The following is a 14588-nucleotide window of genomic DNA, read 5'->3' on the forward strand; positions in this document are numbered from 1 at the left end:
CCGGCGTTTTTCTACACCCCCGGGGGGGGCGCCACGGGGGGCCCGCGCCCCCCCAACCCGGCCCCCCCATCAACGGTGTGGCACACCCCCCCCGGCCCCCGGGGGGGGGGGGGGGGCCCCTCCCGCCCCCCCCCCCCCGCCCCTGACGCCGTGGCTGCCGGCCACGCGCCGTCCATTCGCTACGCGTCGCCGCCCGCGGCCCCCGGATCGGCCGAGGCCACATCCAGCAGGTCATAGCGGTCTACGGCCGTCTTCAGCGCCGAACGGTCGACCTTCCCGTCCTTCGCCAGCTCGGTGAGGACCGCCAGCACGATCGACTGCGCGTCGATGTGGAAGAACCGGCGCGCCGCACCCCGCGTGTCCGCGAAGCCGAACCCGTCGGCACCCAGCGACTGGTACGCACCGGGCACCCAGCGCGCGATCTGGTCCGGTACGGACCGCATCCAGTCCGAGACCGCCACGAACGGGCCCTGGGCGCCGGAGAGCTTGCGCGTCACGTACGGGACGCGCTGCTCCTCCTCCGGGTGCAGCAGGTTGTACCGCTCCACGTCCACGGCCTCGCGCCGCAGCTCGTTCCAGGAGGTCGCCGACCAGACGTCCGCCTTCACGTTCCACTCGTCCGCGAGGATGCGCTGCGCCTCGACCGCCCACGGGACCGCCACACCGGACGCCATGATCTGGGCGGGGATCTCGCCCTTCTCGCCGACGCCGTAGCGGTAGACGCCCTTCAGGATGCCCTCGACGTCCACGTCGGCGGGCTCGGCCGGGTGCTGGATCGGCTCGTTGTACACGGTGAGGTAGTAGAAGACGTCCTCGTTCTCCTCGGGCGTCCCCCCGTACATCCGTCGCAGACCGTCCTTGACGATGTGCCCGATCTCGTACCCGAACGCCGGGTCGTAGGCGACACAGCCCGGGTTGGTGGAGGCGAGCAGCTGCGAGTGGCCGTCCGCGTGCTGGAGGCCCTCACCGGTCAGCGTCGTACGGCCGGCGGTGGCGCCCAGCACGAAGCCGCGCGCGAGCTGGTCGGCCATCTGCCAGAACTGGTCGCCGGTCCGCTGGAAACCGAACATGGAGTAGAAGACGTACACCGGGATCAGCGGCTCGCCGTGTGTGGCGTAGGCCGACCCGGCGGCGATCAGCGAGGCGGTGCAGCCCGCCTCGGAGATGCCGTCGTGCAGCAGCTGGCCGGTCGGGGACTCCTTGTACGCGAGCAGGAGATCGCGGTCCACCGACTCGTACTGCTGACCCAGCGGGTTGTAGATCTTCGCACTCGGGAAGAAGGCGTCCATGCCGAAGGTGCGGTACTCGTCGGGCGCGATCAGCACGAAGCGCTTGCCGATCTCCTTGTCCCGCATGAGGTCCTTCAGGATGCGGACGAACGCCATGGTGGTGGCGATCGACTGCTGACCCGAACCCTTCTTCGCGGTCGCGTACGCCTTGTCATCGGGCAGTGCCAGCGGCTTCGCCCGCACCACCCGGGTCGGGACGTAACCGCCCAGACCCTTGCGGCGGTCGTGCATGTACTGGATCTCGTCCGAGTCGCGGCCCGGGTGGTAGTACGGCGGGTTGCCGTCCTCCAGCCGGCTGTCCGGGACCGGGATGTGCAGCCGGTCCCGGAAGCGCTTGAGGTCCTCGGCGGTGAGCTTCTTCATCTGGTGGGTCGCGTTGCGGCCCTCGAAGTTCGGCCCCAGCGTCCAGCCCTTGACCGTCTGCGCCAGGATCACCGTCGGCTGGCCCTTGTGGGCCTTGGCCGCCGCGTACGCCGCGTAGACCTTGCGGTGGTCGTGACCGCCCCGGCCCAGGTGCAGGATCTGCTGGTCGGTCATGTCCTTGACCATGTCCCGCAGCCGGGCGTCGTCACCGAAGAAGTGATCACGGATGTACGCACCCGTCTCGGTGGCGTACGTCTGGAACTGGCCGTCCGGAGTGGTGTTCAGCTTGTTGACCAGGATGCCCGTGCGGTCCTGCGCGAGCAGTGGGTCCCAGGAACGGTCCCAGACCAGCTTGATGACGTTCCAGCCGGCACCGCGGAACTGCGACTCCAGCTCCTGGATGATCTTGCCGTTGCCGCGCACCGGGCCGTCGAGCCGCTGGAGGTTGCAGTTGACGACGAACGTCAGGTTGTCCAGGCCCTCACGGGCGGCGATGGAGAGCTGGCCGAGCGATTCGGGCTCGTCCATCTCGCCGTCCCCGAGATACGCCCAGACGTGCGAATCGGAGGTGTCCGCGATACCGCGCGCCTCCATGTACCGGTTCATCCGCGCCTGGTAGATCGCGCCGAGCGGGCCGAGGCCCATCGAGACGGTCGGGAACTCCCAGAAGTCCGGCATCAGCCGAGGGTGCGGGTAACTGGACAGGCCGTTCGGCGCCTTCGACTTCTCCTGGCGGAAGGCGTCGAGCTGCGCCTCGCTCAGCCGGTCCAGCAGGAAGGCGCGGGCGTAGATCCCGGGGGAGGCGTGCCCCTGGAAGAAGATCTGGTCGCCGCCCCGGCCGTCGTCCTTGCCTCGGAAGAAGTGGTTGAAACCCACGTCGTACAGCGAGGCGGAGGAGGCGAAGGTGGCGATGTGACCGCCGACGCCGATCCCCGGGCGCTGTGCCCGCGACACCATCACGGCCGCGTTCCAGCGGGTCGCGTTGAGGACCTTGCGCTCGACCTCCTCGTCGCCGGGGAAGAACGGCTCGTCCTTGGTGGCGATGGTGTTCACGTAGTCCGTGCTACGCATCTCCGGCACCGCGACGCGCTTCTCGCGGGCGCGCTCGATGAGCCGGAGCATGAGGTAGCGGGCCCGCTCGCGGCCCCGCTCGTCGACGGCGGCGTCGAGGGAGTCGAGCCATTCCTGGGTCTCTTCGGGATCGAAATCCGGGACCTGACTCGGAAGGCCGCCAATGATGATCGGGTTGCGATCGGATCCGGAAGCCACGCTGTTCCTTCGCTGTTCGGTGCTGCGCTTCGGGGCCTGGTGGAGGGATTCACGCCCCCGGGATGTGTACACGTACGCCGTCCCATCGTGTACCGCGAGGGCGCAAACGTCACCTCTACCGAGGGGTAACCAGGGGCTTTGCGCGGTGCCGTCTCCCGGACGGCCCAAGACTCCGGATGGGCTGCGGCGGAGCGGGTATCCGGGAGGCAGGACGCGTCGGGAGGGCTGGTCGGGCAGGATGGGTCGGGAGAAACCGCAACCATACGCCCAAGGCGTCCAAGTGTTCCCAAACACTGCTCGACTCCGATTGCCGGACCGAAACGGCATAAGCTGTTCAAGGACGTAAAGGGTGTGGAGGGTCGCACAGGCCCCAGCAGCGGACCCGCCGACAGTGCGGCGACGTGGCACGAAACGTCACCGTTTAGGCGGTCTCGTGCGCTGGGTACTTGCGCGATCCGCCGCTCCCGTGTGGACTACGGCCAACGCCCCGCGTACGCGCGTGGCTGCAGCATTTTCCGAAACATGATCAGGAGGCAACCCGTGAGCGCGACCGCGGACCACGCGGAGGAGCGGACCAACCCGGCAGCACGCCTGGGGTTCGAGCCCGGACAGGTGGTCCAGGAGATCGGCTACGACGACGACGTCGAGCTGGAGCTCCGTGAGGGCATTGAGGCCACTATCGGCCAGGAACTCGTCGATGAGGAGTACGACGACGTCGCAGACGTCGTCCTGCTCTGGTTCCGCGACGAGGACGGCGACCTTACGGACGCGCTGGTGGATGCCATTGGTCTGCTCGAGGACGGCGGTACGGTCTGGCTGATGACGCCGAAGACCGGCCGTGACGGATACGTCGAGCCGAGCGACATCAACGAGGCTGCCCAGACAGCCGGTCTCGCCCAGACCAAGAGCATCAGTGCGGGCAAGGACTGGACGGGCAGCCGTCTGGCCACACCGAAGGCGGCCAAGGCCAAGCGCTGAACCGCATTTCGCCACTGAAGGCCCCCGACGCGGCAGCACGCCGCGGCGGGGGCCTTCGTATACCCCCTGCGGGTGCCGGGTCCCCGCAGGGTGAAGCTCCTGCGGGTGCCGTACGCCCGCCGCGGGCCTCTGCGTAGGGTGGGAGTCACCCGGACAGCCCAGCCCGGCGACGTAGCGAAGGGACGCGTTTCATGGCGATCGAGGTCGGCACCAAGGCCCCGGATTTCGAGCTGAAGGACAACCACGGCCGGACCGTGAAGCTCTCCGAGTTTCGCGGCGCCAAGAACGTGGTGCTGCTGTTCTACCCGTTCGCCTTCACGGGCGTCTGCACGGGTGAGCTCTGCGCCCTGCGCGACGAGCTCCCCAAGTTCGAGAACGACGACACGCAGCTGCTCGCCGTCTCCAACGACTCCATCCACACCCTGCGCGTCTTCGCCGAGCAGGAGGGCCTGGAGTACCCGCTCCTTTCGGACTTCTGGCCGCACGGCGAGACCTCGCGGGCGTACGGCGTCTTCGACGAGGAGAAGGGCTGCGCGGTGCGCGGCACCTTCATCATCGACAAGGAGGGCGTGGTGCGCTGGACCGTCGTCAACGGCCTGCCCGACGCGCGCGACCTCAACGACTACATCAAGGCGCTCGGCACTCTCTGATCCGAGATCCGGGGGATCTCCTGGCGACCCCCGGCCAAAAGCCTGTTTTGGCCGGGAACCGGTCACTAGGATCCACTCGTTGATCCGATGCCAACGCAACGTGGAGGCGCCGGCACCGGCCGGCCCCCAATGAAACCAATGGGAGGACTCATGGGAGTCAGCCTCAGCAAGGGCGGCAACGTCTCGCTGACCAAGGCCGCGCCCAACCTGACCGCGGTCATCGTGGGTCTGGGCTGGGACGCTCGTACCACCACCGGTGGAGACTTCGACCTCGACGCCAGCGCACTGCTGACGAACGCCGAGGGCAAGGTCGGCAACGACGGCAATTTCGTCTTCTTCAACAACCTCAAGAGCCCCGACGGCTCCGTCGAGCACACCGGTGACAACACCACCGGTGAGGGCGAGGGCGACGACGAGGTCATCAAGGTCAACCTGGCCGGTGTCCCCGCCGACGTCGACAAGATCGTCTTCCCGGTCTCGATCTACGAGGCCGAGTCGCGCCAGCAGAGCTTCGGCCAGGTGCGCAACGCGTACATCCGCGTGGTCAACCAGGCCGACAACAGCGAGCTCGCCCGCTACGACCTGAGCGAGGACGCCTCGACGGAGACCGCCATGGTCTTCGGCGAGCTGTACCGCAACGGTGCGGAGTGGAAGTTCCGTGCCATCGGCCAGGGCTACGCCTCGGGTCTGCGCGGCATCGCGCAGGACTTCGGCGTCAACGTCTAGAACAGGCCCCAGCAGGCCCTCCGGGCCGCGCCGGCGACCGGCGCGCCCCGGACAGGCCGCAGCACGTCTCCGTCCGGCGCCGCACCATGTGCGGCGCCGGACGCGCTCAACAGACGGTTCATCCACTCGGGGAGGACACACACCATGGGCGTCACACTCGCCAAGGGAGGCAATGTCTCCCTCTCCAAGGCCGCACCCGATCTCACCCAGGTGCTGATCGGGCTCGGCTGGGACGCACGATCCACCACCGGGGCCGACTTCGACCTCGATGCCAGCGCGCTGCTGTGCCAGTCGGGCCGGGTGCTCGGCGACGAATGGTTCGTGTTCTACAACAACCTCACGAGCCCCGACGGCTCCGTGGAACACACCGGTGACAACCTCACGGGTGAGGGCGAGGGCGACGACGAGTCCGTCATCGTCAACCTCACCCAGGTGCCGGCCCACTGCGACAAGATCGTCTTTCCGGTCTCGATCCACGAGGCCGACAGCCGGGGCCAGACCTTCGGGCAGATCAGCAACGCGTTCATCCGGGTGGTGAACCAGGCCGACGGCCAGGAACTCGCGCGCTACGACCTGAGCGAGGACGCCTCGACGGAGACCGCGATGATCTTCGGTGAGCTCTACCGTTATGGCGGCGAGTGGAAGTTCCGTGCAGTGGGGCAGGGGTACGCGTCGGGACTGCGGGGCATCGCTCTAGACTTCGGGGTCAACGTTTCGTAAAGCCGCGCTCGGCGCGGGGGAGCCCCGTACACACCGGGGGAGACCCGTTACATAAATGATGGGGTAGCCAGTGCTTCTGAAAACCTTCGGCTGGTCGCTCGCGATTACCGCGATCGGCCTGGTCGCAGCGTGGTTCTACGGGGGGTGGGAGGCCTTCGGAGTAGTGGCGATCCTCACCGTCCTGGAGATCTCGCTGTCCTTCGACAACGCGGTGATCAACGCCGGAATCCTGAAGAAGATGAGTGCCTTCTGGCAGAAGATCTTCCTCACCGTCGGTGTGCTCATCGCGGTCTTCGGTATGCGGCTGGTGTTCCCCGTCGTGATCGTGGCCGTCACCGCCAAGCTGGGACCGATCGAGGCCATTGATCTCTCCTTCAATGACCCGGACCGCTACAAGGAACTGGTCACGGACGCCCACCCGGCGATTGCCTCCTTCGGTGGGATGTTCCTTTTGATGATCTTCCTCGACTTCATTTTCGAGGACCGTGACATCCAGTGGCTGCGCTGGATCGAGCGCCCGCTCGCCAAGCTCGGCAAGGTCGACATGCTGTCGGTCTGCATCGCGCTGATCGTGCTGCTGATCTCGGCCCTGACGTTCGCGGCCAACGCGCACCAGCACGGCGGCGGACACGCGGACAAGGCGGAGACGGTGCTGCTCGCCGGCGTCGCCGGTCTGATCACCTACCTCGTGGTCGGCGGTCTCTCGGGCTACTTCGAGAACAAACTCGAAGAGGAGGAGGAACGCGAACACGAGCAGGAGGAAGAGGCCAAGCGCACGGGCAAGAAGCTCTCCGCGGTCGCTCTCTCCGGCAAGGCCGCGTTCTTCATGTTCCTCTACCTGGAAGTGCTCGACGCGTCCTTCTCGTTCGACGGCGTCATCGGCGCCTTCGCCATCACCAACGAGATCGTGCTGATGGCCCTGGGTCTCGGTATCGGCGCCATGTACGTCCGTTCGCTCACGGTCTACCTGGTCCGCCAGGGCACCCTGGACGACTACGTCTACCTGGAGCACGGCGCCCACTACGCGATCGGCGCGCTGGCCGTCATCCTGCTCGTCACGATCCAGTACGAGATCCACGAGCTCATCACCGGTTCCGTCGGCGTCATCCTGATCGGCTGGTCCTTCTGGTCCTCGGTCCGGCGCAACAAGGCGCTGGAGGCCGAAGGCGGCGGTGGAGGAGGCGGCGGGGACGGCGGTTCCACGTCTTAAGTGCCCGCCGGGGTGTGACCCGGTAGGGAATGAGGAACGCTCTCTGCGGGGCGGCTCGTACGGCGGAGGTCCTCGGGGAGATCCCGGACCCGGCCCGGAGCCGCCCCGCAGCGGTGCGTGCGTCGTGTGCGCCGCATGCGGCGGGTGCGGGGCCGGGTATCCGGCAGGGCCGATATGTGTGGGGGTTGGGGATGGCGTTCTGGGACAACCTGTGGCCGGGGCGGGAAGCACAGTTCGAGTCGGGCAGCGCGGCCACCAATTCGATCGTGCTCTCCCGACGGCACGCCACGGTCTCACTGACCAAACAGGGCGCGCTGACCGGCAACCTCCGGGTCAACCTCTCCTGGCGGATGCGCACCTCCGACATCGAGGGCCGGTCGCGGCAGAGCGGCCGGCTGCTGCGGCCGCTCAAGCTCTTCAAGCCCGATGTGGTCCAGGCGCACACCCAGGGCGTGGTCAACGTCGACCTGGACCTGGGCTGCATGTACGAGCTGGCGGACGGCACCAAGGGCGTCGTGCAGCCGCTCGGCAACCTGATCGGTGACCTGAACGCGCCGCCCTACATCAGGCTCAGCGGTGACGACCGCTTCGGCGCGCCGTCCGGCGAGACGGTCTACGTCAACCTCGACCAGCGCGACCAGATCAAGCGACTGCTGTTCTTCGTCTACATCTACGACCAGACCCCGGCCTTCGACCGGACGCACGCCAAGGTGACGCTCTACCCGGGCAACGGGCCGCGGATCGAGATCGAGCTGGACGAGCGGGCCCCGCAGGCACGCTCCTGCGCCGTGTTCACGGTGGAGAACGTCAAGGACGAACTGATCGTGCGGCGCGAGGTGAAGTTCGTGTACGGCTTCCAGTCGGAGCTGGACCGGCTGTACGGGTACGGGATGCAGTGGGGGCGCGGCTACAAGTCCCGGACGTAGGAGCCGTCTCTTCGGTGTTCGGTGACGGGACGGTGCCGCCCGGGTGCCGGGCCTGACGCATCCGCGCGATCAGGCCCGCCCACTGCGTACTCGTTCAGCAAGCCCAATCGCGTTTCCGTCAAGCTCCTCACGGGGCTCGGAGTGGAAGGAGACGTTCACGCAGGTGAGATGATCCGCCACCGGTTCCGCATGACCTACGGGCCGAACCTGCCAAGCCTGCGCCAGGTCCACCTGATGCACGAGGAACTCTTCGACGAAGTCGCGCTCAAGGGCTTCAGGGTCTCTGCGGGCCAGCTCGGCGAGAACAGCACCACGCGCGGGGTGGACCTGTTGGGCCTGCCCACCGGTGCCCTGCTCCATCTCGGGGAGCAGGCGGTGCTCGAGGTGACCGGGTCGGCGCTGCTCAGGGGCGTATGAACTGCGGCCCCTGCGGCGGCAGGACGAAGTTCGGGTCGGGCGCGTGTGCTGCCGCCGCCGCGGGCTGCGGATAGCCGTACGCGGGCTGCGAGGAGGCCGGCTGGGGGTAGCCGTAGGCGGGCTGCGGCGCGACGGGCACGGGCGGGGCCGTGGCGGGCTGCGGATAGCCGTACGCGGGCTGCTGGTGCTGCACGGTGAGCTGCGCGTCCGGGTCGGGGGCCGGTGCGGGCGGGAAGGCCGGTACGGGGGGCAGTGATGACGGTTCGGGCGACAGCGAGGCCGGCTCGGGCCCGGACGGGGCCGCCGTCTCGTCGACCGAGATGCCGAACGCGGTGGCGAGCCCGACCAGGCCGGTCGGGTAGCCCTGTCCCACGGCCCGGAACTTCCAGCCATCCCCGCGCCGGTACAGCTCGCCGCAGATGATCGCGGTCTCCGCGCCGGTCTCCGGCCGGATCTCGAACACGGCGAGCGGCTCACCGCCCGCAGCCGCCGCGTCGAAGAGCATGATCGACAGATCGCGCACCCGTTCGAAAGAGGCTCCGTCGGATGACGCGGCGATGACCACCTGGTCGACCGAGGGGTCGAGTGCGTTCAGATCGGCCTCGACGGTGTCCGTCAGCCCTGTGGCGAGACTCCGCTTCGGCAGCCGTCGTACCAGGCCGGAGGGATGACGGGGCTGGTTGTAGAAGACGAAGTCCTCGTCCGAGCGCACGCGGCCGTCGGAGCCGAGCAGCAGGGCGGAGGCGTCCACGTCGGGGACCCCGGAGCCCGGGGTCCAGCGCAGCACGGCCCGTACGGCCATGGCGTCGAGTGGGACGTTCGAGCCTTTCACCATCGCGTGCGTCATGGCGGTCATCCTGCCTGCTGGCCGCCCCCGCGGACAACGCGGGGGTCGCGAGCCGTGTCCCGGCGGAATGGCGGAAGCGCCGCGTCCGCACCCTGTGGAACCATCGCTAAATGGACGAGTTACCCGGAATTCATGCGGCCAGGGAACTGCCGACACCCGTCCGTACGTACTATTACCGGCCACACGTTGTCCGATCGGTCAGGTAGCACGGGGGGATTCAAATGCGTCATTTCGGGCATGTTGCGCCGGCTGTCAGAGACGACCTGTTCTTCCAGCAGCCGAGCGCCTTCGACGCCGACGCGCCGGCCCGGACACTTTCGGCCGCGCTGGGAGCCACCCTCTACAGCCCCGCCACCCGGCCGAAGCTCGCCGATGACGTCATCAAGCAGGCCGGCCGGGGCGTCGTCTCCATGGTGCTGTGCCTGGAGGATTCGATCGACGACTCCGAGGTCGCCGGCGCCGAGGAGAACCTGGTCGGACAGTTCGCGGAGCTCGCCGCGCGCGGCGGCGAACTGCCCCTGCTCTTCATCCGGGTCCGCGAGCCCCACCAGATCACCGACCTGGTGCGCAGGCTCGGCGATTCCGCTTGCCTCCTGTCCGGTTTTGTACTTCCGAAGTTCACGCAGGAGCGTGGCGTGCCCTTCATGGAGGCGCTCGCCAAGGCCGAGAGCCTCGGCGGCCGGCGGCTCTTCGCCATGCCCGTACTCGAATCACCCGAGCTGCTCCATCTGGAGACCCGGCGGGAGGTCCTCGGGAAGATCGCCGCCACCGTCGGCTCGTACCGGGACCGGGTGCTCGCGCTGCGGCTCGGCGTCACCGACTTCTGCTCGGCGTACGGACTGCGCAGGGCGCCCGACATGACGGCGTACGACGTGCGGATCGTCGGCGACGTCATCGCGGACGTGGTCAACGTACTGGGCCGGGCCGACGGCACCGGCTTCACGATCACCGGACCGGTGTGGGAGTACTTCCGGCTCCAGGAGCGGATGTTCAAGCCGCAGCTGCGCCGCAGCCCCTTCCTGGAGGGCCGGGCCGAGGAACTGCGCACCGCGCTGATCGAGCACGACCTGGACGGCCTGCTGCGGGAGATCGAGCTGGACCGGGCCAACGGCCTGCTCGGCAAGACCTGCATCCACCCGTCGCACGTCGCGCCCGTGCACGCGCTGTCGGTGGTCAGTCACGAGGAGTTCAGTGACGCCCAGGACATCCTGCGGCCGGAGAGCGGGGGCGGCGGCGTGCTGCGGTCCGCGTACACGAACAAGATGAACGAAGTGAAGCCGCACCGGGCCTGGGCCGAGCGCACCCTGCAACGGGCCGAGGTCTTCGGGGTGGCCAGGGAAGACGTCGGCTTCGTGGATCTGCTGGCCGCGAGCCTCGCGGAATGAGGCTGTTCGGGTGAGGCTGGTCCGGGGACGTCATTCCGGTCGGTGACGGTGTTCCTGTGACGTGACGTGACGGTGACGGTGACGGTGACGGATCGAGTTCCGGTGACGGTTCCGGATGGGCGTGGCCCCGAGTGCGGTCCGATGAGCGGACGCACGGCTGAGGAAAGAGACGGCGAACGTGGTGTGGTCGGGTAGCTGGGTCGCGGAGCGGCTGGGCGTCGAGATCGTGGGCGACGGCGAACTGCGGGAACTGCTGGGCCTCGCCCTGCGGCGCAACCCCAAGCGGGCGCATCTGCTCGTGTCCCGGGTACTCGGCAAGCACGTGCCGCAGTACCCCTCGGTGGTCTACGGCGCCGGATTCGAGCTCGGCCGCCAGGTGCGGGACCTGCTCGGGGAGGCAGGGGCGCGGCACGCGGTCGTGCTCGGCTACGCGGAGACGGCCACCGGTCTCGGCCACGCGGTCGCCGACGGGCTCGGCACGGCACCGTACCTGCATTCGACGCGCCGCCCCGTGGCGGGCGTGGCACGGGCGGGCGGCTTCGAGGAGTCGCACTCGCACGCCACCTCGCACCTGCTGCTGCCGGAGGACCCGGACCTGCTGGCGGGGGACGCGGGGGGCACGGACCGGGCGGGTTCGGCCGCCGCGTCCGGTCCGGCCGGCACGTCGGATCCGGCCGATTCGGCCGACGCGGTGCTCGTGCTGGTGGACGACGAGTTCTCCACCGGCAACACCGTCCTCAACACCATCCGCGCCCTGCACGAGCGCTACCCGCGCAACCGCTACGTGATAGTCGCCCTCGTCGACATGCGCTCACCGGCCGACCGGGGACGGCTGGCCGAGTTCGCGGCGGAGATCGGCGCCCGCGTCGACCTGGTGGCGAGGAACTCGGGCACGGTCCGCCTCCCGGACGGCGTCCTGGAGAAGGGGCAGGCGCTGGTCGCGGCGGAGGAGGAGGCGCAGGGCTCGGCGCCGGGTGCCGGGACGGCGGCACCGCAGCCCGCGTCCGGTGCTGCCCGCCCCTGTACCCGGGTGGACCTGCGGTGGCCCGCCGGTGTGCCCGACGGCGGCAGGCACGGCTTCACCCCCGAGCACCGCGCCCGGCTGGAGGCGGCCCTCCCCGCCATGGCGGACCGGATCGCCGCGGCTCTGGAGGGCGGGGTGCCCGAGGGGGGCGGGGCCCCGGCCGGAGGCGGGGTGCGCCGTGTGCTGGTGCTCGGCTTCGAGGAGCTGATGTACGCGCCCCTGCGCCTGGGCACGGCACTGGAGGACCGCCTCGGCGCCGAAGTCCGCTACTCCACCACGACCCGCTCCCCGGTCCTCGCGGTGGACGACCCCGGGTACGCGATACGTACCCGCCTGGTCTTCCCGGCCCACGACGACCCGGCCGACGGCCCCGGTGACCGGTACGCGTACAACGTCGCGGGCGCCGGGTTCGACGCCGTGGTGGCCGTCGTCGACTCCATCGCGGACACGCCGGAACTGCACGCCCCCGACGGACTGCTGGCGCGGCTCGCCCCGCACACGGCCCAGGTCCTCCTGGCGGTGGTGCCCTCGTACACACCGACTCCGACGCCGACACCGGCATCGCCACAGCACCCGGCACCGATACCGGCATCGACACCGGCAGAGGCGATACCCGAAGCGGCAGGCCGGCCCGCGCCGTCCGCCGCCCCCGTTCCGTCGTACGCCCCCGACCGCCAGGAAGAACCCCGCATGCTGCCCGAGCCCCTCCGCGGCCCCGCCTTCTCCTCCTACGCGCCCGACGAGGTCGGCTGGCTGCTCCAGGACCTCTCGGACACCGAGCTGGAGGCGCCCACCGAGGAGCGCGAGGAGGCGATACAGAGCGGTGGCGCGCACTACGCCGAGTCGCTGCCCGTCGAGTACCAGCCGTCCGACGCGTACCAGGACCTGTTCAAGGCGGCGCTGGACCTGTCGGCCGTCCGTATCGCCCGCGCCGTCGGTGCCGTCACCGAGACCGTCCTCGCCGAGCGCGGCCCCCGCCCCGTACTGGTCTCGCTGGCGCGGGCCGGCACGCCCGTCGGCGTACTGATGCGCCGCTGGGCCCGCCACCGGCACGGCGTCGACCTGCCGCACTACGCCGTCTCCATCGTGCGCGGCCGGGGCATCGACGCCAACGCCCTGCGCTGGCTGGCCGCCCACCACAACCCGGCCGATGTCGTCTTCGTCGACGGCTGGACGGGCAAGGGCGCCATCACCCGCGAACTGGCCGCAGCCATCGCGGAGTTCGAGGAAGCCGACGGAGCCGAGGGCTTCAACTCGGAGATCGCGGTCCTGGCCGACCCCGGCGGCTGCGTCCGTACGTACGGCACCCGCGAGGACTTCCTGATCCCCTCGGCCTGCCTCAACTCCACGGTGTCCGGCCTGATCTCCCGTACGGTCCTGCGCTCCGACCTGGTCGGACCGGACGACTTCCACGGCGCGAAGTTCTACCGCGAGCTCGCCGGTTCGGATGTCTCCGGCCACTTCCTCGACACCATCGCCGACCGGTTCGCAGAGGTCGCGGACGCGGTCGACGCCGATGCCAAGGAACTGCTCACCGCCGACCGCGCACCCACCTGGGAGGGCTGGGCAGCCGTGGAACGGATCAGCGAGGAGTACGGCATCCACGACGTGAACCTGGTCAAGCCGGGCGTCGGGGAGACGACCCGGGTCCTGCTGCGCCGGGTCCCGTGGAAGATCCTCGCCAAGCGCGGCGCCGGTGCGGACCTGGAGCACATCAGGCTGCTGGCCGAACAGCGCGGCGTCCCGGTCGAGGAGGTCGACGCACTCCCGTACACCTGCGTCGGGCTGATCCACCCCAAGTACACGCGCGGCGCGACCGGCGCGGACGGCAAGGCGGTGGAGTCCAAGTGAGCGCCCACGCGCCCTCCCCGGTGACGCTGGTCGCCAGCGACCTCGACCGCACCCTCATCTACTCGGCGGCCGCACTCCAGCTCCCGATGCCGGACGCGGAGGCCCCCAGGCTGCTCTGCGTCGAGGTGTACGACCACAAACCGCTCTCGTACGTCACGGAGGCGGCGGCGGAACTGCTCGTCGAACTGGCCGCCGCCACGGTCTTCGTGCCGACCACCACCCGTACCCGCGAGCAGTACCACCGCATCCATCTGCCGGGGCCGGTGCCCCGGTTCGCGATCTGTGCCAACGGCGGACACATCCTGGTGGACGGCGAGTCCGACCGGGACTGGCAGCGGACGGTGGCCGGCCGGCTGGCCGACGAGTGCGCCTCGCTCGCCGAGGTCCGCGCCCACCTGGTATCCGCGGCCGACCCCGCCTGGCTGCTCAAGGAACGGGTCGCCGAGGACCTCTTCGCCTACCTCGTCGTCGACCGGGCCCAACTGCCCCCGGACTGGCGCCAGGAGCTGGCCGAGTGGGCGCAGCCGCGCGGCTGGTCCGTCTCGCTCCAGGGCCGCAAGATCTACGTCGTGCCGAGGCCGCTCACCAAGAGCGCGGCGATGCGCGAGGTGGCCCGCCGCACGGGCGCCGAGCTCACGCTCGCCGCCGGTGACTCCCTCCTGGACGCCGACCTGCTGCTCGCCGCCGACCACGGCTGGCGCCCCGGCCACGGCGAACTGGCCGACGCGGGGTGGAGCGCCCCGCACGTGGAGGCGACGGCGGAGCACGGTGTGGCCGCGGGCGAGGAGATCCTGCGGCGCCTCCTCCTGCGCGCGTCGAGCCTGGACCGGGCCGCCTGACCGACCGAGGACCATGTCGGCCGCCGCGCCGCCGGACCGGCACGAACCGGCCGCGTCCGGCGGCTAAAGTCGCCGCGTTCCCGCCCGCCGGGGG

11 protein-coding genes and 1 pseudogene are annotated in these 14588 nt (G+C 69.7%); 10 read left to right on the plus strand and 2 right to left on the minus strand.

Translation table 11 applies throughout. The features are described from left to right. Positions 1-179 precede the first annotated feature (179 nt). Complete coding sequence (gene aceE / locus ACGFU6_RS10850) at positions 180-2921, minus strand: pyruvate dehydrogenase (acetyl-transferring), homodimeric type (protein ID WP_393609755.1); 2742 nt, start codon at positions 2919-2921, stop codon at positions 180-182. Positions 2922-3461: 540 nt separating this feature from the next. Between aceE and ACGFU6_RS10855 the strand changes: the two genes are divergently transcribed. The 7 genes and pseudogenes from ACGFU6_RS10855 to ACGFU6_RS10885 all read left to right on the plus strand — a co-directional run. Next, positions 3462-3899: a DUF3052 domain-containing protein gene (locus tag ACGFU6_RS10855; RefSeq protein WP_393609756.1), complete on the plus strand. Its 438-nt coding sequence runs from the start codon at positions 3462-3464 to the stop codon at positions 3897-3899. 191 nt (positions 3900-4090) lie between these two features. Beyond that, positions 4091-4549 (plus strand): peroxiredoxin, encoded by a 459-nt coding sequence (locus tag ACGFU6_RS10860; protein ID WP_393609758.1) that lies wholly within the window; start codon positions 4091-4093, stop codon positions 4547-4549. Positions 4550-4699: 150 nt separating this feature from the next. Further along, positions 4700-5275 carry a TerD family protein gene (locus ACGFU6_RS10865; RefSeq protein ID WP_123527849.1) on the plus strand — a complete coding sequence of 192 codons (576 nt, stop codon included), beginning with the start codon at positions 4700-4702 and terminating at the stop codon, positions 5273-5275. A gap of 144 nt (positions 5276-5419) precedes the next feature. Beyond that, the gene (locus tag ACGFU6_RS10870; RefSeq protein WP_073735863.1) at positions 5420-5995 is read left to right on the plus strand and encodes a TerD family protein; all 576 of its coding nucleotides are present in this window, start codon (positions 5420-5422) and stop codon (positions 5993-5995) included. A gap of 70 nt (positions 5996-6065) precedes the next feature. Then, entirely contained in the window at positions 6066-7205 is a 1140-nt protein-coding gene (locus ACGFU6_RS10875) for a DUF475 domain-containing protein (protein WP_393609760.1), read from the plus strand. 191 nt (positions 7206-7396) lie between these two features. Next, positions 7397-8131 (plus strand): Tellurium resistance, encoded by a 735-nt coding sequence (locus ACGFU6_RS10880; RefSeq protein WP_024490092.1) that lies wholly within the window; start codon positions 7397-7399, stop codon positions 8129-8131. Between the two features lie 21 nt (positions 8132-8152). Further along, a pseudogene (locus ACGFU6_RS10885) lies at positions 8153-8524 on the plus strand (MOSC domain-containing protein); the annotation flags it as partial. Between the two features lie 10 nt (positions 8525-8534). On the opposite strand, the gene ACGFU6_RS10890 reads toward ACGFU6_RS10885, so the two are convergent. After that, the gene (locus ACGFU6_RS10890; RefSeq protein WP_393609762.1) at positions 8535-9395 is read right to left on the minus strand and encodes a TerD family protein; all 861 of its coding nucleotides are present in this window, start codon (positions 9393-9395) and stop codon (positions 8535-8537) included. 221 nt (positions 9396-9616) lie between these two features. On the opposite strand from ACGFU6_RS10890, the gene ACGFU6_RS10895 reads away from it, so the two are divergent. From ACGFU6_RS10895 to ACGFU6_RS10905, 3 genes are all read left to right on the plus strand, one after another. After that, positions 9617-10780, plus strand: coding sequence for an HpcH/HpaI aldolase/citrate lyase family protein (locus tag ACGFU6_RS10895; RefSeq protein WP_393609763.1), 1164 nt, complete (start codon positions 9617-9619; stop codon positions 10778-10780). A gap of 178 nt (positions 10781-10958) precedes the next feature. Further along, positions 10959-13655 (plus strand): phosphoribosyltransferase domain-containing protein, encoded by a 2697-nt coding sequence (locus ACGFU6_RS10900; protein ID WP_393609764.1) that lies wholly within the window; start codon positions 10959-10961, stop codon positions 13653-13655. Beyond that, complete coding sequence (locus ACGFU6_RS10905; RefSeq protein WP_393609765.1) at positions 13652-14494, plus strand: HAD family hydrolase; 843 nt, start codon at positions 13652-13654, stop codon at positions 14492-14494. The genes ACGFU6_RS10900 and ACGFU6_RS10905 overlap by 4 nt, the downstream gene beginning before the upstream one ends. The last annotated feature ends 94 nt before the right edge of the window (positions 14495-14588 follow it).

It is taken from the genome of Streptomyces sp. NPDC048462, assembly GCF_043200175.1.
Taxonomy (GTDB): domain Bacteria; phylum Actinomycetota; class Actinomycetes; order Streptomycetales; family Streptomycetaceae; genus Streptomyces.

Coding starts and splice junctions, on each gene's coding strand:
- ACGFU6_RS10895 (WP_393609763.1), top strand. CDS start 9,617: ATGCGTCATTTCGGGCATGTTGCGCCGGCTGTCAGAGACGACCTGTTC.
- ACGFU6_RS10890 (WP_393609762.1), bottom strand. CDS start 9,395: ATGACGCACGCGATGGTGAAAGGCTCGAACGTCCCACTCGACGCCATG.
- ACGFU6_RS10880 (WP_024490092.1), top strand. CDS start 7,397: ATGGCGTTCTGGGACAACCTGTGGCCGGGGCGGGAAGCACAGTTCGAG.
- ACGFU6_RS10870 (WP_073735863.1), top strand. CDS start 5,420: ATGGGCGTCACACTCGCCAAGGGAGGCAATGTCTCCCTCTCCAAGGCC.
- ACGFU6_RS10865 (WP_123527849.1), top strand. CDS start 4,700: ATGGGAGTCAGCCTCAGCAAGGGCGGCAACGTCTCGCTGACCAAGGCC.
- ACGFU6_RS10860 (WP_393609758.1), top strand. CDS start 4,091: ATGGCGATCGAGGTCGGCACCAAGGCCCCGGATTTCGAGCTGAAGGAC.